The organism is Rhodococcus sp. NPDC079359, assembly GCF_040702585.1.
In the GTDB taxonomy this organism is placed as follows: Bacteria; Actinomycetota; Actinomycetes; order Mycobacteriales; family Mycobacteriaceae; genus Rhodococcoides.
In genome coordinates, this window is sequence record NZ_JBFBLH010000006.1 from 281,595 (window position 1) to 303,296 (window position 21,702).

At 63.7% G+C, this 21,702-nt stretch carries 21 protein-coding genes; 7 read left to right on the forward strand and 14 right to left on the reverse strand.

The features are described 5' to 3' along the window. Positions 1 to 6 precede the first annotated feature (6 nt). Complete coding sequence (gene paaI, locus AB0362_RS16765) at positions 7 to 390, forward strand: hydroxyphenylacetyl-CoA thioesterase PaaI (protein ID WP_269594770.1); 384 nt, start codon at positions 7 to 9, stop codon at positions 388 to 390. 46 nt (positions 391 to 436) lie between these two features. Next, on the forward strand, positions 437 to 1,546 hold the full coding sequence (locus AB0362_RS16770; RefSeq protein ID WP_366235931.1) for a helix-turn-helix domain-containing protein: 1,110 nt from the start codon (positions 437 to 439) through the stop codon (positions 1,544 to 1,546). Here AB0362_RS16770 and AB0362_RS16775 read toward each other — a convergent pair. Then, positions 1,530 to 2,939, reverse strand: coding sequence for an FAD-linked oxidase C-terminal domain-containing protein (locus AB0362_RS16775; protein ID WP_366235932.1), 1,410 nt, complete (start codon positions 2,937 to 2,939; stop codon positions 1,530 to 1,532). The two genes, AB0362_RS16770 and AB0362_RS16775, sit on opposite strands and share 17 nt — an antisense overlap. A gap of 296 nt (positions 2,940 to 3,235) precedes the next feature. Here AB0362_RS16775 and AB0362_RS16780 point away from each other — a divergent pair, with 296 nt between their 5' ends. Further along, positions 3,236 to 4,537: an MFS transporter gene (locus AB0362_RS16780; RefSeq protein ID WP_149407189.1), complete on the forward strand. Its 1,302-nt coding sequence runs from the start codon at positions 3,236 to 3,238 to the stop codon at positions 4,535 to 4,537. Positions 4,538 to 4,680: 143 nt separating this feature from the next. Here the strand turns inward: AB0362_RS16780 and AB0362_RS16785 are convergent, their stop codons facing one another. From AB0362_RS16785 to pdhA, 5 genes are all read right to left on the reverse strand, one after another. Further along, the gene (locus tag AB0362_RS16785; protein ID WP_366235933.1) at positions 4,681 to 5,304 is read right to left on the reverse strand and encodes a hypothetical protein; all 624 of its coding nucleotides are present in this window, start codon (positions 5,302 to 5,304) and stop codon (positions 4,681 to 4,683) included. Positions 5,305 to 5,445: 141 nt separating this feature from the next. After that, positions 5,446 to 6,813 (reverse strand): dihydrolipoyl dehydrogenase, encoded by a 1,368-nt coding sequence (lpdA, locus tag AB0362_RS16790; RefSeq protein ID WP_366235934.1) that lies wholly within the window; start codon positions 6,811 to 6,813, stop codon positions 5,446 to 5,448. Continuing rightward, entirely contained in the window at positions 6,810 to 8,066 is a 1,257-nt protein-coding gene (locus AB0362_RS16795; RefSeq protein ID WP_366235936.1) for a dihydrolipoamide acetyltransferase family protein, read from the reverse strand. The genes lpdA and AB0362_RS16795 overlap by 4 nt, the downstream gene beginning before the upstream one ends. Then, positions 8,063 to 9,067 (reverse strand): alpha-ketoacid dehydrogenase subunit beta, encoded by a 1,005-nt coding sequence (locus AB0362_RS16800; RefSeq protein WP_366235937.1) that lies wholly within the window; start codon positions 9,065 to 9,067, stop codon positions 8,063 to 8,065. Before AB0362_RS16800 ends, AB0362_RS16795 begins: the two co-directional genes overlap by 4 nt. Then, positions 9,064 to 10,179 (reverse strand): pyruvate dehydrogenase (acetyl-transferring) E1 component subunit alpha, encoded by a 1,116-nt coding sequence (gene pdhA, locus AB0362_RS16805; protein ID WP_366235938.1) that lies wholly within the window; start codon positions 10,177 to 10,179, stop codon positions 9,064 to 9,066. Before pdhA ends, AB0362_RS16800 begins: the two co-directional genes overlap by 4 nt. A 158-nt stretch (positions 10,180 to 10,337) precedes the next feature. Between pdhA and AB0362_RS16810 the strand changes: the two genes are divergently transcribed. After that, entirely contained in the window at positions 10,338 to 10,823 is a 486-nt protein-coding gene (locus AB0362_RS16810; RefSeq protein WP_094668637.1) for an Lrp/AsnC family transcriptional regulator, read from the forward strand. 28 nt (positions 10,824 to 10,851) lie between these two features. Here AB0362_RS16810 and hppD read toward each other — a convergent pair whose 3' ends face one another. Further along, positions 10,852 to 12,057: a 4-hydroxyphenylpyruvate dioxygenase gene (gene hppD, locus AB0362_RS16815; protein WP_366235940.1), complete on the reverse strand. Its 1,206-nt coding sequence runs from the start codon at positions 12,055 to 12,057 to the stop codon at positions 10,852 to 10,854. A 207-nt stretch (positions 12,058 to 12,264) separates the two neighbouring features. Between hppD and AB0362_RS16820 the strand changes: the two genes are divergently transcribed. Next, on the forward strand, positions 12,265 to 12,777 hold the full coding sequence (locus AB0362_RS16820) for an Lrp/AsnC family transcriptional regulator (RefSeq protein WP_094687568.1): 513 nt from the start codon (positions 12,265 to 12,267) through the stop codon (positions 12,775 to 12,777). Between the two features lie 40 nt (positions 12,778 to 12,817). Here AB0362_RS16820 and AB0362_RS16825 read toward each other — a convergent pair whose 3' ends face one another. The 3 genes from AB0362_RS16825 to AB0362_RS16835 form a co-directional block, all read right to left on the reverse strand. Then, complete coding sequence (locus AB0362_RS16825) at positions 12,818 to 14,197, reverse strand: SLC13 family permease (protein ID WP_094668638.1); 1,380 nt, start codon at positions 14,195 to 14,197, stop codon at positions 12,818 to 12,820. A gap of 73 nt (positions 14,198 to 14,270) precedes the next feature. Then, the gene (locus AB0362_RS16830; RefSeq protein WP_366235941.1) at positions 14,271 to 15,152 is read right to left on the reverse strand and encodes a hydroxymethylglutaryl-CoA lyase; all 882 of its coding nucleotides are present in this window, start codon (positions 15,150 to 15,152) and stop codon (positions 14,271 to 14,273) included. Between the two features lies 1 nt (position 15,153). Continuing rightward, the gene (locus tag AB0362_RS16835) at positions 15,154 to 16,377 is read right to left on the reverse strand and encodes a CoA transferase (protein WP_366235942.1); all 1,224 of its coding nucleotides are present in this window, start codon (positions 16,375 to 16,377) and stop codon (positions 15,154 to 15,156) included. A 175-nt stretch (positions 16,378 to 16,552) separates the two neighbouring features. Between AB0362_RS16835 and AB0362_RS16840 the strand changes: the two genes are divergently transcribed. Continuing rightward, on the forward strand, positions 16,553 to 17,092 hold the full coding sequence (locus tag AB0362_RS16840; protein WP_366235943.1) for a gamma carbonic anhydrase family protein: 540 nt from the start codon (positions 16,553 to 16,555) through the stop codon (positions 17,090 to 17,092). 94 nt (positions 17,093 to 17,186) lie between these two features. After that, positions 17,187 to 17,846, forward strand: a complete 660-nt coding sequence (locus tag AB0362_RS16845) for a helix-turn-helix domain-containing protein (protein ID WP_366235945.1) — start codon at positions 17,187 to 17,189, stop codon at positions 17,844 to 17,846. 7 nt (positions 17,847 to 17,853) lie between these two features. Here the strand turns inward: AB0362_RS16845 and fahA are convergent, their stop codons facing one another. The 4 genes from fahA to AB0362_RS16865 form a co-directional block, all read right to left on the reverse strand. After that, complete coding sequence (fahA, locus tag AB0362_RS16850) at positions 17,854 to 19,020, reverse strand: fumarylacetoacetase (RefSeq protein WP_366235946.1); 1,167 nt, start codon at positions 19,018 to 19,020, stop codon at positions 17,854 to 17,856. Between the two features lie 16 nt (positions 19,021 to 19,036). Then, positions 19,037 to 19,855, reverse strand: a complete 819-nt coding sequence (locus AB0362_RS16855) for a hypothetical protein (protein ID WP_366235948.1) — start codon at positions 19,853 to 19,855, stop codon at positions 19,037 to 19,039. Then, positions 19,822 to 21,015: a homogentisate 1,2-dioxygenase domain-containing protein gene (locus tag AB0362_RS16860; RefSeq protein ID WP_149407200.1), complete on the reverse strand. Its 1,194-nt coding sequence runs from the start codon at positions 21,013 to 21,015 to the stop codon at positions 19,822 to 19,824. Before AB0362_RS16860 ends, AB0362_RS16855 begins: the two co-directional genes overlap by 34 nt. A gap of 72 nt (positions 21,016 to 21,087) precedes the next feature. Next, a complete protein-coding gene (locus tag AB0362_RS16865; RefSeq protein WP_366235949.1) occupies positions 21,088 to 21,615 on the reverse strand; it encodes a MarR family winged helix-turn-helix transcriptional regulator in 528 nt (175 codons plus the stop codon). Positions 21,616 to 21,702: the final 87 nt, after the last annotated feature.

Below are 21,702 nucleotides of genomic sequence, written 5' to 3' on the forward strand. Positions count from 1 at the left end.
GATTCGATGATCGCGCGAGAGATGTTCGAGGTCGACGCCGCGTCCCGCAAGCTCGGCATCGAATTGATCGAGCTCTCACCCGGGCACGCGAGAATGTCCATGGTCGTCACCGAGGACATGGTCAACGGCTACGCCATCACGCACGGCGGCTATGTCTTTCTGTTGGCGGACACCACGTTCGCGATGGCCTGCAATTCACACGAGGACTCGGCCGTGGCGGCGCGATGCGACATTCGCTATCTCCGTCCGACGAAGGCCGGTGACGTCCTGGTCGCCGACGCCGTCGAGCGTGCGAGGTTCGGCCGCAACGGTCTGTACGACGTGTCGGTCACGTGCCGAGACGAGCTGATCGCCGAGTTCCGAGGTGACAGTCGCACCGTGGCCCGGTAGCGGCACCGCACATGGAAGTCACCGCACATGGAAGTACTGTGAATCGGTGAGTACTGCGGATCTCTCGGCGCTGGCGGACGCAACCGCCACCGCGGTGGGCGGCGCTGTGTCGGTGATGGATCCACTCGGCTTCGTCATCGCCTACTCGTCCGTACCTGGTCAGCCGATCGACGACGTCCGTCGAGACGGGATCCTCGGGAAGCAGGTTCCGGCCGAGTACATGGTGCATCACCTCGACCCCGACTTCCGGCAGAGCTCGACGGTGCACGTGGTCGACGTTCCCGGAGTGCTGCCCCGACTCGCGGTGGCCGTCTCGGTGGACGGGGAGTACCTCGGCTCCATCTGGAGTATTGCTACTGGGGTTTCCTTACGTCCCCCCGACACCGGCGTGGTGGCGGCCATGACGCGTGCGGCAGCAGCCGCGGTGCCCCTACTGCTGGCCCGGCGTCAACCGGCCGGTGCCGACAATCCGAGGGTGCGTGCGCTCCTGACCGACCCAGAGACCGTCACACCGCCCGGCAGCCTGTACGTCGTGCTGGCAGGGAGGGGCGAGTTTGCGCAATCGGAGGCTCAGCTGGTGCAGTTGGCCGATCTGTTGGAGCTGACGTTCGGCACTGCATCGGATTCGGGCTGTGTCATCGAGGATCACACCGTTTGGCTGGTCACGGCGGCCGAGGACGAACGCGGTGTCGCCGTTGCGGCCGAGGATGTTCGACGCAAGGCGGAGGCCGCGTTCGGTGTATCGGTCACCTTTGCGATCGGCGGTCCGGACTCCCGGCCGACAGTGGCACGCCGACATGCGCAGTGGGTACTCGACGCAGTCGGGGACGGTGTGACGACGACCTTTCGGCAGAGTCGGGTGTCGGTCACTCTACGTAGAGCGGCGGATGCACTGTATGACGTCCCGTTGGCCATACCGGCCGTCGAGAAGATGCTCGCCTGCGACGCCGCGGAAGGTACCGAGTACTCCGCGACGGTGCTGGCGCTGTTGGCGCACGAGTCCAATGTTGCTGCCGCGTCTGCATCGTTGTATTTGCACCCCAACACTTTTCGCTATCGACTGCGGCGTACCAAGGAGCTGTTCGGTCTCGATCTCGACGACGCGGACACCCGACTGCTGGTGTGGATGGCGCTCCGGCTCACTTCCGGGCGGTGAGCACCTTTCCTGGGTTGAGCAGGTAGTGCGGGTCGAGCAATTCCTTGATGCCGCGCTGCAGTTCTGCTGCAACCGAATCGAGTTCGGTCTCGAGTAGGTCTCGCTTGAGCAGCCCGACTCCGTGCTCGCCCGTGATGGTTCCGCCTAGCGAGAGGGCGAATGCGGCGATCTCGTCGAACGAGCGGTGAGCGTCCATCAACGACTGTGGGTCCGTCGGGTTGACGATGACCGTGGGATGGATGTTTCCGTCCCCCGCGTGGCCGACGACGCCGATGACGATCCCGATGCGCTCGGCGATGCGTCCGACCTCGTCGATCATCGCGGCGAGGTGCGAAATCGGAACGGACACATCGTCGACCAACGGAGAACCGAGACGCTCGAGTGCGGGGTACGCCAGCCGACGGGCCTGCACGAGCTGCTCCGACTCGACCTCGTCCTCGGCGACGGCCACATCGGTCGCACCGGATTCGGTGCACAGTGCGGCGATGGCCTCGAGCTCCTCCACCGCGCCTGCGCCGATGTCGGATTGGGCGATCAGCACGGCCGCGGCATCGGTACCGAAGTCCATCCGGGCGTAGGCGTCGATCGCGGCGATGGTGGTGCGGTCCAACAGCTCGAACAGGCTCGGGGTGATACCGGCGGCACGAATCCGCGTCACAGCCTCTCCGGCAGCGACGGTCGAGGGAAACGTCGCGGCCATCGTCAGCGGAGTGGCAGCCGGAAAGTCGAGGCCGACGGTGGCTTCGGTGATGATGCCGAGTGTGCCCTCGGAGCCGACGAACAGATCGGCGAGGGACAGCCCGGCCACGCCCTTGACGGTGCGTCGGCCGACGAAAGTCGCCCGGCCGTCGGCGAGAACGACACGCAGGCCGCGGACGAATCGTGCTGTGACGCCGTACTTCACGCAGCACAGGCCGCCGGCGTTGGTAGCGATGTTGCCGCCGATCGTCGACGCCTCCCAGCTGGACGGGTCGGGTAGATACGTCAAACCTTGCTGCAGGGCAGCATCTTTGAGTTCCTTGTTCGTCACGCCGGGTTGCACGACGGCGGTGCGGTTGACGACGTCGAGCTCGATGATCTTGTTCATGCGGCGGGTGTTGAGTGCGATGGCTCCGACGCTGGCGTTCGCGGCTCCGGCCAGGCCGGTCAACGCTCCCTGTGGGACAACGGGAATGCGGTGTGCCGACGCAATGCTCATTATCGCCTGGACGTCCGATTCCGTGGTCGGCAGCACCGCGGCCAGCGGAAGCGCGGATTCACACAGAGCGGCTGCGTCGTGACGGTAGCTCTCGAGGATATCGGGGTCGGTGATCACCGCGTCGGAACCCAGCGCACGCATCAGTTCGTCGATGATCGGAGAGCGCTGAACGAGAGTCGACGTCGGTGCAGACATGAGTTCGAGTATGACCTTCCGTCACTTCGGATGTCTGCGTCGTTTCGAACGAACCCGAGGGCTCGGATCGGTAGTTTCCGACGAACTGCGTCCACCGCCTTGTTATGTCCGCTACCACCTTGACAAACTGTGGTGGCGCCGGTCACAGTAATTACCGACCGAATGGACGGTGAGTTTCATCCGCTTCTGCGGTTGCAGTAATCGCCGACCTTCACCCATCACAACCCCGCCCCACATCACTCCGAACTGCCGCTCGATGCCCGAGTGCCGGAGCCCGAACGAAACGAGACAAGTCGATGTCAACCCAGGTCGAGACGCCCACCGGGGTGTCGCGTGAGCATCGCCGCGCCGCCATGGCCAGCATGGTCGGCACCACCGTCGAGTGGTACGACTTCTTCATCTACGCGCAGGCGGCGTCGCTGATCTTCGCGCAACTGTTCTTCGCGCCCATGGGCTCGTCCGGACAGCTCGTCGCCTATGTCACGATCGGCATCAGCTTCATCTTCCGTCCACTCGGGGCCATCGTCGCCGGCTACTTCGGTGACAAGATCGGCCGCAAGAAAGTCCTCATCGCGACCCTGACATTGATGGGTGCGGCCACCGTGGGCATGGGTCTGCTCCCCACCTACGCGACCATCGGCATCTGGGCCCCGATCATTCTGATCGTGCTGCGCATCCTGCAGGGATTCTCCACCGGTGGCGAATGGGGCGGCGCGGCACTGATGGCCGTCGAGCATGCACCGAAGGGCAAGCGCGGAATCTACGGCGCGGCAACCCAGATGGGCGTTCCGCTCGGCATGCTCATCGCAGTGGGAACGTTGGCGCTGTGCACCGGCCTGCTCAGCGAAGAGCAGTTCGAGGCCTGGGGCTGGCGCATCCCGTTCCTGATCAGCTTCGTGCTCATCCTCGTCGGCTTCTACATCCGACGTCGTGTCGAGGAGACTCCGGTGTTCAAGGAGCTCGCAGAACGCAAGGAGCGCAACCACACTCCCGTCCGCGCACTGTGGCGCACCAACAAGAAGCAGGTCATGCTGGCCGCGCTGTCTTTCATCGGCACCAACGGCAACGGCTACATCATCGTCGGTGGCTTCATCGTGGCCTACTCGACGCGTGAACACGGACTCGCTCGCGTGGATGTGTTGGTGGCCAGCTTGTTCGCAGCCATCGTCTGGGGAGTGTTCACTCTGCTCGGCGCGCACCTGTCCGATCGCTACGCCCGGACCACGATCATGAACGTCGGAAACGCGGCAATGGTGTTGTGCGCCATCCCGTTCTTCCTGCTCGTCGACACCGGTGAATTGCACTGGATCTACGTGGCCCTCGGGCTCTTCGCCGTCGGACTCGGCCTCTCCTACGGACCACAGCCGGCTCTGTACGCCGAGATGTTCCCCGCTGCAGTCCGATTCAGTGGCGCATCCATCGGATATGCCATCGGAACCGTGCTCGGTGGAGCATTCGTCCCGACCATCTCCGAGGCACTGTTCAACGGAACCGGCACCTCGATGTCGATCTCGATCTACCTGATGATCCTGGCGGCAATCTCCTTCGTGGCGACCTCGCGCATCAAGAACCGTAAAGACGAGGATCTGAACGTCTGACGTCGCATAGACGAAGGCCCCGAGACCGATGCGGTTTCGGGGCCTTCTTTGTTTACTGGGCGGTCCACCGTGGTGCAGAACTGCTCTGATGCGATTCCTGATGAAGTAGCGACGTCGAATAATCGAGACAGCGGGACTTCGTGTCAGCTGTCGATGGTTGCGCCGACGTAACTCGCCCCGGTACTTTGAAGCTCTTGCCGCCCCATCGAGGTGGGGCTGGAAGTGAGCCACAGAATCACTCGCCGGATGACGAGGTCTGTGGCTTGCGTCGTTTCAGGGTCATAGGTGGTGGATTTCGACAGCATCGCTGATCTTGTCCAGATAGCTGCTGTTTCCCACGCGGTCTTGTACCACCGCTCCGCACACGATGTCGGCCACCCAGAGCGCAGGTCCGATTCGACCGACGCTGTGATGCAGACGTAGACCTGAGGTAACCATTTTTTGTGCGCGGAACTTCTGAAGTAGATCGAGATCGCTTCGGTCCTGGTTTCCTCCCGATTCCAGCGTAACGCGGGCGCATTGCATCTCGGCGAGGTTCGGTAACAGCAATCCAAGCACTTTCGGCGATGCCGGCGATCGCTTGCTTCAGTAGTGTGTACGAGCACCAAGCCCATCATCGGCAGGGAGGCGATTGCCTCCACGAGAAGGTGGCGGCAATCGGGACTACTTCCATGCCAATGCACCTTGGGCTCGGTGACGAGGCGGACCTGTTCCATGGTGTTGCGCCATTCCGGCACATCACCTCCGTCGCACAGGACCGCCGCCATCAGATAGGTGTGAGGATCTCGGCCGGGCTGAGACCCGCTCTCGTCACCCCACGCAGTCAGCATGGGCGGCGAGTTCACGGACCGGGACCGACCGAATCCTCACTCCGAAAAGGCCATGGCCCTGGGACCGGCCGTTCCCGCTCAGCTATGCGCGTGCAACGGCCGTCCCGACAGTGCCATCATCGCTTCACCGAGTGCCTCGTTCTGCGTGGGGTGCGCGTGCACGAAGGTCCCGACCTCCGACGGCAGTGCCTCCCACGCGACCGCGAGTTGTGCCTCACCGATCAGCTCGCCCACGCGGTCACCGACGAGGTGGACGCCGACGACAGGACCGTCCTCGCGTGCGCGAATAACCTTGACTCCGCCTGCGGTGGCGAGAATGCGACTTTTGCCGTTGCCGCCGAGGTCGTAGACCACCGACGTCACGGCTCCGTACTTCTCCTCTGCGGCCTTCTCGGTGAGACCGACCGACGCAACCTCGGGATGCGAATAGGTAACGCGTGGAACGAGATCGCCGTCTATGCGTGCGGGTGCGAGACCGGCGATGTGCTCGGCAACGAACATGCCGTGCTGAAAACCGCGATGAGCCAACTGATACCCCGCCACGATGTCGCCGACGGCATAGACGCCGTCTGCGGTGGTGAGCAGGTTGTCGTCCACAGTGACGAAGCTACGTTCGGTGGCGATGCCCTGCTCGGCCAGACCCAGTCCGTCGGTACGGGGTCCGCGACCGACGGACACCAGGACGAGATCCACCGAGAGGGTGTCACCGGACGACAGTGTCACCGAGACGTCGTCGGAAGATTCGGTGACGGTCTCGACTTTGGTCCCGGTTCGAATGTCGATGCCGCGCTTGCGTAATGCTTTGGTCAACTGCTTCGAAGACCACTCGTCTTCACCGGGAACGATACGATCGAAGGCCTCGACGATGGTGACCTTGGCACCGAACGAGGACCAGATACTGGCGAACTCGATACCGATGACTCCGCCGCCTAGCACGACGACAGATTCCGGAACTCGATCGAGTGCCAACGCCCCGTCGCTGGTGAGAACACGAGGTCCAAGTTCGATACCCGGGATGGTGCGTGAATACGATCCGGTCGCGAGGACCAGTGAAGCCCCGGTGATGCGTCGCCCATCGACTTCGACGGTGCGAGGACCGACCACCTGGCCGCGACCGGACACGATTTCGATGCCCGGCCGCTTCAACAGCCCTTGCAGTCCGGAGTACAGGCCGGCGACCACGCTGCTTTTATAGTCCAGCGCCGCAGGCATATCCACACCGGTCAGCGAGGCCGTAACGCCGACGTGAGCAGCCCCGCGCACCGCATCGGCCACCTCGGCGGTGTGCAGCAGCGCCTTGGTGGGGATGCACCCGCGATGCAGGCAGGTGCCACCGAGTTTGTCCTCCTCGACCAGCGCAACCGAGAGACCGAGCTGCTCGGCGCGCAGGGCGCAGGAGTACCCACCTGATCCGCCACCGAGGATGAGAACGTCGACATCACTCATCGGACGGATCCCAATGCCACGACGGGGTTTTCGACAAAATCGGCAGCAGTGCGCAGGAACCCACCAGCGACTCCGCCGTCGCACACGCGGTGATCGAATGCCAACGACAGCTGCGCTACCTTGCGGACGGCCAATTGACCATCGACCACCCACGGGCGGTCGATGATGCGTCCGATACCCAGAATCGCAGCCTCGGGATGATTGATGATCGCGGCCGAGCCGTCGACCCCGAACACCCCGTAGTTGTTGAGGGTGAACGTTCCGCCGCTCAGGCGAGCTGCAGGGAGAGAACCAGTACGTGCGAGCTCGGTCAATTCGGCCAACCGCTCGGAGAGTTCTTTCAGATCGGCCTTGTCTGCTTGCGGCACAACGGGAACCATCAATCCGCGATCGGTCTGTGCGGCAATGCCGAGTCCGACGTTCTCGTAGCGCAGGATCTCGCCCGCGGCAGTATCGACCGTGCTGTTCAGCTCGGGGAACTTGGCCAGAGCGATCATCGTCAGCTTGGCGAGAACCGCCAACAGCGTCACCTTGACTCCGTCGATGGAGGCGTCGAGGTCGCGTCGGGCCTGCAGTAGAGCTGTTGCGTCGACGTCGACCCAGACGGTGGCCTCGGGAATCTCCGAGCGACTGCGAGAGAGCTTGTCTGCGATGGTCTTGCGAATCCCGGTGATAGGGATTCGCGTGACCCCGTCGGTAGTGGGAACGCTGGTGGAGAGTGCCCGTTCCACGTCCGCACGGGTGATGACTCCGTGGCCGCCGGCTGTCTCGATAATGGCCAGATCGAGCCCACCCTGTAACGCCATGCTCCGGACGACGGGGGAGAGCACCTTCGGTGCATGTGAGCGGAAACTCGTAGCCTGGGTCGAGTTTCCGCTCACCTGCGGCGCAGCCGCTCTCCGACGACGGCCGGTCGGACCGTGTCCCGTGCCGTAGCCGATCAGCACATTTCCCGAGCCGGCTTTCTCCTCTTCGCGGTAACGCTCATGGGCAGCGGACACATCGGCGACGGCACCGCCGGTGATGCTGATCAGCGGAGCACCGACGGCGAGTGACGTGCCCTCGGCGGCATGCAGTTCGCCGACGACACCCTCGAACGGGCAGGGCACCTCGACGGAGGCTTTCGCCGTCTCGACCTCCACGACAACTTGATCGATGGTGACGGTGTCGCCGGGCTTGACCTTCCATTCGACTATCTCGGCCTCGGTCAGTCCTTCACCGAGGTCGGGGAGCAGAAATACCTGCATGCTCATACCGTGACCGCCTTGCTGAGGTCGGGGGCGTCGTTCCACTGCAGTCGGTCCATCGCGTCGAGCACGCGGTCGGCGGACGGCAGGTGGAAGTGCTCCAGTTTCGGTGCAGGGTAGGGGATGTCGAGACCGGTGACCCGCAGAACCGGAGCGTGCAGGTGATGGAAGCAACGCTCGGATACCCGCGACGCGATCTCGGCGGCGACACCCGAGAAGCCCTGCGCTTCCTGAATCACAATGCAGCGACCGGTCTTACGTACCGAGGCCGCGACGGTCACGTCGTCGAAAGGATTGAGCGATCGCAGATCGATGACTTCGACGCTCCGGCCGTCCTCGGCTGCGAACTCTGCCGACTGCATGGCCACGGACACGGTGGGGCCGTAGGCGAGAAGAGTGACGTCGGTACCGGCACGGCGGACGACGGCGGTGCCGATCGGCTCGGTCTTGGTCAATTCGATGTCGTCCTTGGAGAAGTACAGCCGCTTCGGCTCGAGGAAGATCACCGGGTCCGGATCGGCGATGGCGTCGCGCATCAGTGAGTACGCGTCGGCGACGGTGGACGGGGATACGACCTTCAGGCCCGGGGTGTGGGCGTAGTAGGCCTCGGACGAGTCGCAGTGGTGCTCCACTCCGCCGATACCGCCGGCGAACGGGATGCGAATGACCATCGGCGCGGTGAGTGAGCCGCGAGTTCTGTTGCGCAACTTGGCCACATGGGACACGATCTGCTCGAAGGCCGGGTAGGCGAAGGCGTCGAACTGCATCTCGACGACGGGCTTGTAACCCGACATCGCCATTCCGATCGCGAATCCGACGATGCCCGACTCGGCGAGCGGGGTGTCGAAGCAGCGGTCGTCGCCGAAGTCGCGGGTGAGGCCGTCGGTGACGCGGAAGACGCCGCCGAGTGTGCCGACGTCCTCGCCGAACACAACTACTTTCTCGTCCTCGGTCAACGCGTCGCGCAGAGCGGCGTTGAGGGCTCCGGCCATGGTCATCGTGGTCATGACAGTTCTCCTGCAGCGATTTCGGCGGCAACCTGATCGCGTTGTTCGGTCAGGCCGGGTGTGGGGGAGGAATAGACGAACCGGAACAGATCCTCGGGGTCGACTTCCTGCTCGACGTTCATGCCGGCGCGAAGCGCAGCGGCGTCGGCGTCGGCCGATACCGTCATCTGCTCGCGCAGCTCGTCGGTGAGCAGCCCCTGGCCTTCGAGGTAGGAATCGAGGCGCAAGAGCGGATCTCGGGCCAGCCACCCTTCGACCTCGTCGGCCTTGCGGTAGCGCGTAGCATCGTCGGCGTTGGTGTGCGCGTCCATGCGGTATGTGTGCGCCTCGACGACCACCGGTCCCTTGCCCGCTCTGACGTACTTGACGGCCTCGTCCATCACGGCCATCATGGCGATCGGGTCGTTGCCGTCGACCTGCTCGCTGCCGATTCCGTAGCCGACTCCCTTGTGCGACAACGAGGGAGCCGCACTCTGACGTGCCAGGGGAACGCTGATCGCGAAGCCGTTGTTCTGCACCAGGAAGATGACCGGTGCCCGGAACACCGCGGCGAAGTTGAGGGCCTCGTGGAAGTCGCCCTCACTGGTGGCACCGTCGCCGCAGAAGGCGAGGGCGATGGTGTCGCGACCCTGCTTGGCCTCGGCGTACGCGAAGCCGGTCGCGTGGAGCAATTGTGTTGCCAGTGGGGTGCATTGGGGAGCGACCTTGTAGGCGGTCGGGTCGTAGCCGCAGTGCCAGTAGCCGGCGAGCATGCCGAGCAACTCCACCTGGTCGACGCCTCGCGCCGCGAGAGCCATCGAGTCACGGTACGTCGGAAACATCCAGTCCTGCTCACCCAGACACAGGGCGGCCGCGATCTGGCAGGCCTCCTGTCCGCGCGAGGACGGGTAGACCGCGAGACGGCCCTGCTTGGTCAAAGCTGTTGCCTGCTGGTCGAATCGGCGACCGTGCACCATCGAGCGGTACATCTCGAGCAGGCGCTCGTTGGACGGGTGTGCGTAGCGGGCGGCACTGTCCACGCCCGTCCCGTCCGGCGCGAGATACTGCACGGGACGGTCGGCGGGCATGAACTGTTGGTAGGACGTTGCCGCTACCTTCTCGACGGTCGTCATGACGCACTCTCCTGAAATCGGCTTGTACGGCGATTCTGGCCGATTTTGTGATGAACAAGTCCGAAGGTCGTAGAATTGCAGACATATGGCCGCTGATCGCCGCGCGAATCCAGAATCTGTCCGATCGGCGCAACGAACCACGAGGTAGGAGCGGACGAATGGACGACGTCTCGAGGCGTGTGGAGTTGGACGACACCGATCGTCGCATCCTCGCCGAGCTCACCGCAGACGGCCGGGTCTCGATGCGGGTGCTGGCCGATCGGTTGAATCTCTCTCGTGCACATACCTATACGCGGGTGGACAGACTCAAGGATTCCGGTGTCATCGAACGGTTCACCGTGCAGGTGGATCACGCGGCGTCCGGGCTCGGAACCTCGGCGTTCATCGCCTTGTCCATCCGTCAGGATTCGTGGCGGACCGTGTCCGAGGGGCTGAGGGCGATGGAGTTCGTCGACCATTTCAGTTTGCTCGGAGGGGATTTCGACGTACTGGTACTCATCAGGACTCCCGACAACGAGAGCCTGCGGCTGGTGGTGCTCGAGGGCCTGCAATCGCTCGACGGCGTTCGGGCGACCCGCACATGGTTGATCTTCGACGAGGACCGAGGCGGTCTGGGACGCACGACGCCGCCCACCGAACGCTGACAGTGGGCGGCGTCGAACAGATCACGAGTCAGAAGTTTCCGCGCGCGTCCTGCTCCCGCTCGATGGCCTCGAACAGTGCCTTGAAGTTACCGATTCCGAAGCCGAGCGAGCCGTGGCGTTCGATCAGCTCGAAGAATACCGTCGGGCGATCGACCAGTGGCTTGGTGAAGATCTGCAGGAGATACCCGTCCTCGTCACGGTCGACGAGAATGCCGCGCTTCTGCAGCTCTTCGATCGGAACCCGAACGTTGCCGATACGGGCCCGCAGTTCCGGGTCCTCGTAGTACGAATCGGGTGTGGCGAGAAATTCGACGCCCGCTGCGCGGAGGGCATCGACCGAGGACAGGATGTCGTTGGTCGCGAGCGCCAGATGCTGTGCTCCTGGGCCTCGGTAGAAGTCGAGGTACTCGTCGATCTGTGAGCGCTTCTTGGCGATGGCCGGTTCGTTCAGTGGGAACTTCACGCGGTGGTTGCCGTTGGAGACGACCTTGCTCATCAGCGCGGAGTAATCGGTGGCGATATCGGCCCCGACGAATTCGGCCATGTTCGTGAAACCCATGACGCGGTGGTAGAAGTCGACCCACTCGTCCATCTTTCCGAGCTCGACATTGCCGACCACGTGATCGAGAGCCTGGAAGATGCGCTTGGGAGCGCCTTCCGGTCGCTGTAACGTCGACGTTCGCGGTACGTAGCCGGGTAGGTAGGCGCCGGTGTAGCGGGAGCGGTCCACCAACGTGTGCCGGGTGTCGCCGTAGGTCGCGATGGCCGCGGTGCGGACTGTGCCGTGCTCGTCGGAGGTGTCGGTCGGCTCTTGCAGTACTCGAGCGCCCTGGGCCCGCGCATGTTCGATGCATCGATCCACATCCGGTACGGCCAGCGCGATGTCGACGACGCCGTCACCGTGGCGGGTGTGGTGGGCGACCAGATCGCTGTCCGGATCGACGGCTCCCTTGATGACGAAACGCACTGCGCCGGACTTGAGCACGTACGCGTGGTGGTCACGTTTGCCCGTTGTCGGGCCGGAGTAGGCAACGAGCTCCATGCCGAACGCGGACTGGAAGAAGTGCGCGGTCTGCGTCGCGTTGCCGACGACCCACACGATGGCGTCCCAGCCGCTGACCGGAAAGGGATCTTTCTTGTCGTCGTACTCGACCAGGCCGACGAGCTGTCGAAGCTGATCTGCATCGAGATCGGCCAATCTTTCGTCGTCGTTGAGGATGCTGTCGAGGCTCATGAAGGCTCCCTGGTTGGTGTGATGGCTCGGGCGCGGCGACGAGGGGATCGGCCGCCTTCGGTTCGAGCTGAGCGAACTGTCCTGATGACTCAAACATTGCCGGTGAAAGGTGTCAATCGACCGAACTTCTGCTACATGAGCTGCACAGATGGGCCAGGAGAATGCGCTGCTTGCTATACAATTCGTACAGAAAACTGGAGGTGCGCGATGGAATCCACATTGGACGAGTTGGACCGGGCGATGCTCGCTGCGCTGCATGACAATTCGAGGATCGGCGTGCTCGAGCTGTCGCGGACGCTCGGCGTTGCGCGTGCGACTGTGTCGGCCCGTCTGCAGCGACTGGAGGACACCGGTGTCATCAGGGGGTATCAACCTCGAATCGGCTTGGCTGCAGCAGGTTACGGCGTTCAGGCGTTCGTGACGTTGGAGATCGCCCAGGGCGCTCTCGGTGACGTCGTCGCTGTTCTGGAGCAAATACCCGGGGTGTTGGAAGCATTCGCAACGACCGGTGCTGGCGACGTACTGTGCCGGGTCGCGGCCGCCTCGCACGACGATCTGCAGCGAACTCTGATCGTGCTCAACCAGTCTCGTACGATCGCACGGTCCACCAGTGTGGTCGTGCTCTCGGAACTGGTCGAGTTTCGAGCGATGCCGTTGCTGAACACCGCCGAGCCCGAGAGAACGCCGAAGGCCCCTGCCTATCGACGAACGCGCGACTGAGCACGTCCGCGTCGAGGCAGGGGCCGAAGTGGCTGTCGAATCAGGTCATCGAAGGCCCGACCACCGTCAGCAACCATACGGTCGGCGGAGCGAGGAGAACGACGAGTCCGCAGTAACCCAACATCTTTCGCTGGAATCGGGCTTTGTCGTCCACCCGTGCCTCGGCCAGGACCATCACGCCGTTGGTGGAGAACGGGCTCACGTCCACCACCGTCGCCGAGAAGGCAATGGCAGCAACGAATCCGATGGCTCCCAACTCGCCGGCGGCGAGCATGGGTGCAGCGAGTGGGAGGGCGATACCGATGGTGCCGATCGACGATCCGAACGCCGAGATGATTGCCACCGCGTAGCACAGGATGAGTGCCGTCAGCAGTGGTGATCCCAGGGCTGAGGCGGCGTCGCCGAGGAATCCCAGCGTACCGTTCTGGGTCATGACCGCCATGTACGTCTGAACACCGCAGACCAGAACCACGGCGGGCCAGGCGATGTTGTCGACCACCTTCGGATGAGTCTTCGGTGCCAGCAGCAACAACACGACCGACACGCAGATCGCGCTGACGCCGATGTCGACGCCCAAAGTCACGGACAGCAGAACCAGGGCGGCAATACCGAGAAGCGTGAGTACGCGCACTCGAGTCAGGGGAACGGCTTGATCGGGAACCGTTGTGACCGAGGCTGCTTCGATCGGATCGGCTTCGACCTGCACGGCGGTGCCGCCACCGCTGCCCTCGGGCAACCCGGTGTTGCCCGGACGCGGTCCTGACGGCACCGGCAGCCCGCCCTCCTGGTCGCGGAGATCCTGGACATCGAACGCACGCGTGCGGTCTTTGATCAGGTCGCGGCCGAGAACGAGGAAGAGGACCAGTGCGATCAGCGTGTTGAGAACGAACGGGATGAGGAACAGTGCGAGCGGATGTGAGCCCACACCGGTGGAGTCCATCAAGCCGTTGACGAAGGCACCGTAGAGGTTGATCGGGGAGAAGCAGCAGGCGAGCGCGCCATGGCTGACGACCATGCCCATCAGGAAGGGATTGATGTTGTTGCGCTTGGCCAGCGGCATCGCGATCGGTGCCAGCATGCCGACGGCGAGCACGGATCCGAGGGCCATCAGCAGGCCGGACAGCAGGAACATCATCCACAGGATGGCCCAGCGCCGTCCGCCCACCAGTCGGAGGGATCGATCGATGACGACGTCGATGGTTCCGTTGGCTTTGGCGATGGCGAACAACAAGGTGATGCCACCGACGATGATGAAGGTGCTACCTGGGAATGCGTCGATGATGTCTTCGATGGGTATGCCGGATATCGCGCCACCGATGAGGAAGGCGCCGGCGAAGGCCAGTAGGCCCATGTTGATGGGAGTGATCGTCGCGACCGTGAAGATTGCGATGAGGGCGATGATCGAGATTGCGTAGACCATGGCTGGCCTTTCGGACGGAGGATGAGGTTGTGCCGCAGGGGAAGCGGCGATGCGCGGACCGGAGCCCGCCTGATCAGAGAGCGGAAGCAGAAGTGGGGAGAGGAAGAGCGCGATCGACCACTGAACGAGCGAGATCGGCAGCGGCGGCCAGAGCAGCCGTGTCGATACCGGTGTCGATTCCGGCGCGATGGAACCTGTCGACGAGCTGCTCGGTGGCCAGGTTTCCGTGCGCGCCCGGGGCGAAGGGGCAACCGCCGTACCCGGCGAGCGCGCTGTCGAAGTGCTCGATCTCGAGGTCGAGCACTGCACGAACCGCTGTTTCGAGGGCCTGGTCGTGGGCGTTGTGCAGATGCAGGCTGATCGTCAACTCCGGCAACGCCTTTCGGACGGCGTCGGCCCCGGCCAGTACCTGATCCGTGGTCGCGATGCCGAGGGTATCCGCGAGACCGAGGCTCGATACGCCGATGTCGGCCATGCGCGTGCAGACCTCGACGAGCCGTGCGGGCGTGATGATGCCGTCGAACGGGCACACGAACGCGGTACTGACTCCGCCGATGAACGTCCGATCCGGATGCGCCGCGACTGCACGGTGCAAATCCTGCAGAGCGTCCTCGGACGACCGTCCGGCATTCGCGCGGCTGTGGCCCTCACTGGCGGAGGTGACGACCTGGATGACATCGATGTCGGTCTCGGCGGCCCGGTGCACTCCCCGTCCGTTCAATGTCAATGCGGTGTAACGGATATCGGATCGGCGCGGTGCACGCGAGACGACCTCTTCGGCGTCGGCCATCTGCGGCACTCGGGTGGGAGAAACGAACGAGGCGATCTCGACGGTCGTGATGCCCGACGCGAGGGTGGCGTCGAGCACGGCGAGTTTGTCCTCCGTGGGGACGATGCATTTCTCGTCCTGCAATCCGTCGCGGAGATAGACGTCGGTGATGTGTACGCGAGGCATGTCAGATCACCTTCCTGGCGCGGAGATCGTCGAGCTGCTCCTCGGTGAGCCCGAGCGTGCGGCCGAGGACATCGTCCGTGTGCTCGCCCAGGTCCGGTCCGGCCCACTTCACGGCGGTGGGTTCGTCGCCGAAGCGTGGAACCACTCCGGGAAAGCGCACTTCCTCGGTACTACCCTGTTCCACAGAGACTTTCAGAGGTTGGACCATCCCGCGTGAAACGAAGTGTTCGTCGTCGGCGATCTGAGCTGCGTCGAACACTTCTCCGACGGGAATGCCCGCGGCACCGAGTTCGTCGACGACAACAGCTGTCGGCCTTACCGACGTCCAGTCGGAGATGGCTCCGTCGAGTTCGGCCTCGCGCGCAAATCGTTTGTCGCCGTTCGCCAGTTCCGGGTCGGCGGCCAGGTCTGCTCGGCCCACCGCGGTCATGAGCCGTCCGAACACGCTGCTCGAGTTTCCGGCGATCATGACGCTGCCGTCCTGGGACGGATAGATGCCGCTGGGGACCACGCCGGGGAGATTGCCTGCTGTGCGCTGGCGAACCGTGCCGTATGCGTCGTAGTCCGGGACCAGCGATTCCATGGCCATGAACACCGCCTCGTAGAGTGCGACGTCGGCAACCTTGGGCCGGGAATGATCTCCGCTTCGTTCGCGAGCCAGGAGCATCACGAGAGCGCCGACGGCACCGTGCAATCCGGCCAGTACGTCGCCGATGGGTGCTGCGGGCCGAACGGGCTCGCGATCCGCGTGACCGGTGACGTGGCGCAATCCGCCGAATGCTTCTGCTACCCCGCCGAATCCGGCCCGGTCTCGATGCGGGCCGGTTTGGCCGTAGCCCGAGATACGGACCATGACCACGTCGGGATTGGCTTCCTGTAGTCGGTCGGGTCCGAGGCCCCACCGCTCGAGGGTGCCGGGCCGGAAGTTTTCCACGACGACATCGGCGGTCTCGACCAACTTCAGCGCGAGATCGCGGCCTTCGTCGGTACGCAGATCGAGAGTCACCGAATGTTTGTTGCGAGCGATGGTTCGAAACATCATGGAGGTGTCGCCGCGGCTTCGACGCCAGCCGCGGAGTTCGTCGCCGACGCCGGGGCGTTCGATCTTGATGACGTCGGCACCGAAGTCGGCGAAAAGGCGACTCGCGAAGGGTGCAGCGATGAAATTGCCCAGCTCGATCACACGGATTCCGTGCAAAGGGCCGTTCTCAGTGGTGATGGACACCGGTGGTCACTCCCTGCAGTACGTAGTAAGTCAGAGTGAAGATGGCCTGATTATCATTATTTGATAAAGGCATTATCTTCTGATAGGAATGACCATAGTGTGCTGGATCACGTATGACAACCACTGTGATGTGGATTTCTCAGATATTCGTGCCGCTGGAAGGAAACAGGAACTCATGACCGACAAGAACCCAGGGTCGATGCTGCTCGCGCTCGAGTGCGGATCTCCTACTGTCGACGCATCTGCGTGGGTCGCCCCCACTGCGACGCTCGTCGGGCGAGTGAATCTCGGTCCGGACAGCAGTGTCTGGTACCAAGCCGTTCTACGGGCCGACTCGGAGGAGATCACGATCGGCGGTGGGTCCAACATTCAGGATGGTGTTGTTGCACATGTGGATCCGGGCTTCCCGCTTACGATCGGACGCAACGTGAGTGTGGGACACAATGCCGTCTTGCACGGTTGCACCGTCGGCGACGGAACCTTGGTCGGCATGGCTGCCGTCATCATGAACGGAGCAGTGGTGGGGGAGGACTGCCTCGTTGCCGCAGGTGCACTGGTGACGGAAGGTGCGCAGATCCCACCGAGATCATTGGTCGCCGGTGTCCCTGCCAAGGTTCGGCGGGAATTGACCGCCGAGGAGGTCGAGAACTGCACAGCCAACGCGCTCACCTACCGCGACCTGGCCGGCGTCCATCGTGGCGCTCGGCCCTGCTGACAGCGTCGTCGACCCGCCCGACACCTATGCTGCGTAGGCAGTGTCGGCCATGTAGCCGATGCTGTACGGGAATCGAAAACGGAGGTCGACAGCAGTGACGGACGGTAGCGCCGACACCACTACCGGGGTGCTGGCCCGGGCCGCGGCGATTCTCAATGCCGTCGAGGCATGTCCGCGAACCACCGGTGACCTCGCCAAGATACTGGGCCTGTCTGCATCGACGGTCTATCGACTGGTCGGCGAGATGGTGCGGTACTCGATGCTCCGCCGGGACAACGACGGTCTTCTTCATCCCGGTGATCGCTTCGGCACCTCCACCCTCAGCGGACTTGCGGTACCGATTCTCAGGCGCCTGCGGCAAGAGACCGGAGAGTCCGCCCAGCTGTGGGTACTGCGGGGATCGCATCGGTTGTGCCTCGTCTCCGAGGATTCCCAGCACGAACTCCGCGCATCGTTGCCTGTAGGGGCGCTACTTCCGCTCGGAGCCGGGTCGGCCGGTCACGTGTTGGCCGGCGATCTCGACGCCGACTCCGAGAGCCGCGCACTCGGCTGGTGGGAATCTGTATCCGAGCGAACACCGGGACTGACCTCGGTGAGCGCCCCGGTTCGCCGAGACCAGCGCATCGTGGCCGCCGTCTGCGTCGCGGGACCGATCGAGAGGGTGTCGACGTCGGCCGGCGTATTGTGGGGGCAGGCCGTGCGCGACGCAGCACTCGAAATCGAGCAGTCCCTCGTCGTGCGCTCGGACTGGTAGCTGTCGCTCAGGCGGGCTTGATACGACCCCGAACATCACCGAATCCGATGCGAGATCCGTTGGGTCCTGGGGCACTCCCGGCGATGACAATTTCGTCGCCGTCCTCAAGGAAGGTTCGGTTCTCCGATCCGAGGGTCACGGGTTCTGCTCCACCCCAGGTCAATTCGATGAACGCGCCGCGCTGATTCTTCTCGGGTCCCGAGATGGTGCCCGAGGCGAACAGATCACCGGTTCGGGATGTCGCACCGTTGACGGTCTCGTGCGCGAGCATCTGAGCCGGCGACCAGTACATTGCACTGTAGGGCGGGTGCGAGACGACATGCCCGTTCCACACGACGGTCAGGTCGATATCGAGAGCCCAGGAACGAGATTCGCGGAGGTACTCGAGCGGCTCCGGGTCCTGAACCGGCGTCGAGGTTCGCGCCTGCTCCAACGCGAGCAGGGGCACCACCCACGGCGAGATGGACGTCGCGAAACTCTTGCCGAGATTCGGCCCGAGTGGCACGTACTCCCAGGCCTGGATGTCGCGCGCCGACCAGTCGTTGACGATGACGGCTCCGAACACGTGGTCCGAGAACCGATCCGGCGATATCGGCCCGTCGGACGGAACGCCGACGACGAAGCCCATCTCTGCCTCGATGTCCAGTCGCCTACTCGGACCGAAGGTGGGCGACGCCTCGTCGGGTGCCTTGCGTTGGCCGCGAGGCCTGGTGATGTCGGTGCCGGAGACGACGACCGTGCCGGCCCGACCGTGGTACGCAACGGGTAGGTGCTTCCAATTCGGTAGCAGCGGTTCGGCGTCGGGGCGAAAGAGTCGGCCGAGGTTGGCTGCGTGATGCTCGGAGGCGTAGAAGTCCACGTAGTCGGCCACATCGAACGGCAGGTGCATCGTCACGTCGGAAACGGGCACGATTGCTTCCGCGGGGGTCGTGCCACCGGTGAGCATGTCGGTGACCGACGAGCGGACCTCCGCCCACCGACCGCGTCCGCGAGCCATGAACGCGTTCAGGCTTGCCGAAGAAAAATCTGGATCACCCAGAGCTGCGGATAGATCGATCACGTTGTCGCCGTAGCGGACTCCGACACGGGAATCCGTGCCCGGAGTGCTGAAAATGCCGTAGGGGAGGTTGTCGATTCCGAACTCGGAATCGGCGGTAATGTCGATGTGCGTCATGAGCGGCGCTCCTAGGTCACAGAGGTGGGACGAGTCCGAGTCGGACGAGATCGTCCAGGGGTTCACGAATGTTGCAGGTGCCGAAGGAGGCAAAGGCGCGTTGGCCCTCGATCCCGGCGACGAGCCCGGCGAGGACGTCTGCGTCTCGGATCGCCAGGATCTTCTCGAGCTCGCCGACGCGAGCGCCGCTGTGCGCTGCTTCGGCCGCAAGAATCACGTTGAGGAAGCCGTGCTGCTCGAAACCGTTGTGGGGATCGGTGTTACGCGCCGCGTGATGCAGACCGGCGGTGGCCTTGAAATGAATCTCTCGCTGTGCCGCCTGGTAGATCGACGCGGCGAGCTCGTGTTCGTCTGGGTACTGGTCGGCCGTGACGCCACCGGTCCGGAACTTGGCGCGATACCCGAACTCGTCGACGGCGTCGAAGATGTCGTCTTTTCGGGAGTCCCGGGGAATCTCGACATAGATGTCGATGTCCTGAGTGATGTTGCGGAGCACATCGATGTCGGTGCCCTGGGGGACTGCGACTTCGATGGACACGACCGTCACGCCCGCCGTGCGGTCGGCGGCGCGTAGGCCTGCCTCCACACTGCCCGGCCCGGCAGGTGCGGTCAACGCCACCTCCATCCGAGCACCCAGATCCAGCTCGCCCACACGGTCCATCGGAACGACCAACGGGCCGACGAGGTCTGCGAACGCACTGGCCCGGTGCTCGAGATGTTGTGCCACAGCAACATCGAGCGGCGCATTGCCGGGAGGGAAAGCGGCGGCGTCGTCGCACAGGCGACGGAAGAACGGAGGGATCATCGGTTCGGCCCCCGGCCTGCCCACGTCCACGCATAGCCGGTGTCCTCGCACGCGAGCGCACCCTCGCCGAGTTCGAGGGGGCGGAACGTATCGACCATGACGGCCAGTTCGTCGAAGAACTCGGCACCGATACTACGTTCGTAGGCACCGGGTTGCGGCCCATGAGCGTGACCGCCCGGATGTACCGAGATCGAGCCTTGCCCGATGCCCGAGCCCTTGCGGGCTTCGTAGTCGCCGCCGACGTAGAACATGATCTCGTCGGAGTCGACGTTGGAGTGGTAGTACGGCACCGGAATTGCCAACGGGTGGTAATCGACCTTGCGCGGCACGAAATTGCAGATCACGAAATTGGCCCCCTCGAATGCCTGATGCGCAGGCGGTGGTTGATGCACCCGGCCGGTGATCGGTTCGTAGTCCGAGATGTTGAACGTGTACGGATAGAGGCAACCGTCCCATCCCACCACGTCGAACGGGTGGTTGGGGTAGACGTATCGGGTTCCGACGATGCCCGTCGAACCACGATGTTTGACAAGCACTTCGACGTCGCTTCCGTCTGCCAGTAGGGGCTCGGTGGGGCCGCGCAGATCGCGTTCGCAGTAGGGGGCGTTCTCGAGCAGCTGGCCGAACTTCGACAGAAAGCGCTTGGGCGGTGCAATGTGACTGTTGGCCTCGATGGCGTAGGCGCGCAGGGTGCCGTCGGGAATCCAGCGGTGCGTCGTGGCACGCGGAATGAGCACGTAGTCGCCTTGCCGCGCCTCGAGGGTTCCGAACACGGTTTCGACGGTGGCTGAACCGGATTCGATGTAGACCATCTCGTCGCCGATCGAATTGCGATACAGCGGTGAGATTTTCGATGCGACGACGTAGGAGAGTCGGACGTCGGCGTTGCCGAGGACGAGCCGGCGACCGGTGACGACGTCGGTGTCGGCGACGACGGATTCCGGAAACAGCTCGTGCAACTTCAAGTGCCGCGGCATCAGTGGGTGATTCGGGGTCGTTGTCTGGTCGGGCAGATCCCAGACCGTGGCGTCGACGATGGCCGACGGAATGTGGCGGTGATAGAGCAGAGACGAGTCCGAGGAGAAGCCCTCCTCGCCCATCAGCTCCTCGAAATAGAGGTTGCCGTCGGGAGTTCGGTGCTGGGTGTGCCGCTTCGGCGGTACCGATCCGAGCTGCCGGTAGTAGGCCACGTCATCGCTCCTGTGTTGTGTTCACCGCTTGTAGTAAACACATTAACTATTTTAACGTGATCTACGCAACCCTCAGTTGCGTCCCCGGACGTCGAATTGGCTGCGGTGGGTGATGAGTTTGGTCAACAGCATCACCAGGATCCGCTGCTCGGGTTCGGTGAGCGCGCTGGCCCACGCGTTCTCCCGTTCGTTCTGTTCGGCGAACGCCTCGACCATCTCGTCGTGCCCCTGGGCGGTGAGGGCGAGGCGCACCGAACGCCCGTCCTTCTCGTCGGGAGTACTGGCGAGCAGTCCGCCGGCGATGAGGGGCTTGGACAGGTTGGATACGGCCGCGCGGCTCATACCCGTCAGCTCGGCCGCCCGCTTGGGCTCGATCGGGCCCGACAACCACGTGACGAACATCAGCCGGAACGACGACCACGACCAGCCTCGCGGGCGATGAACCGTCGCTTCGAGGTCGTAGGTGACGATGTTCGATGCCCGGTTCAGGGTCAGTAGTACCTCGGTGGCCAGCTGATGCTCGAACCCGTAGTCCCGGGCCAGCGTGGTGTTGGCGGTCTCGATGAACGACCAGAAATCGGGCTCGGGTGAATCGGTCACAGATTCACTGTAGCCATGAACTCATCTGATCAACACCTTTATTACTTCCGCACGCGCGATTCGTGTCTCATCCCGCAGGGGCCATGA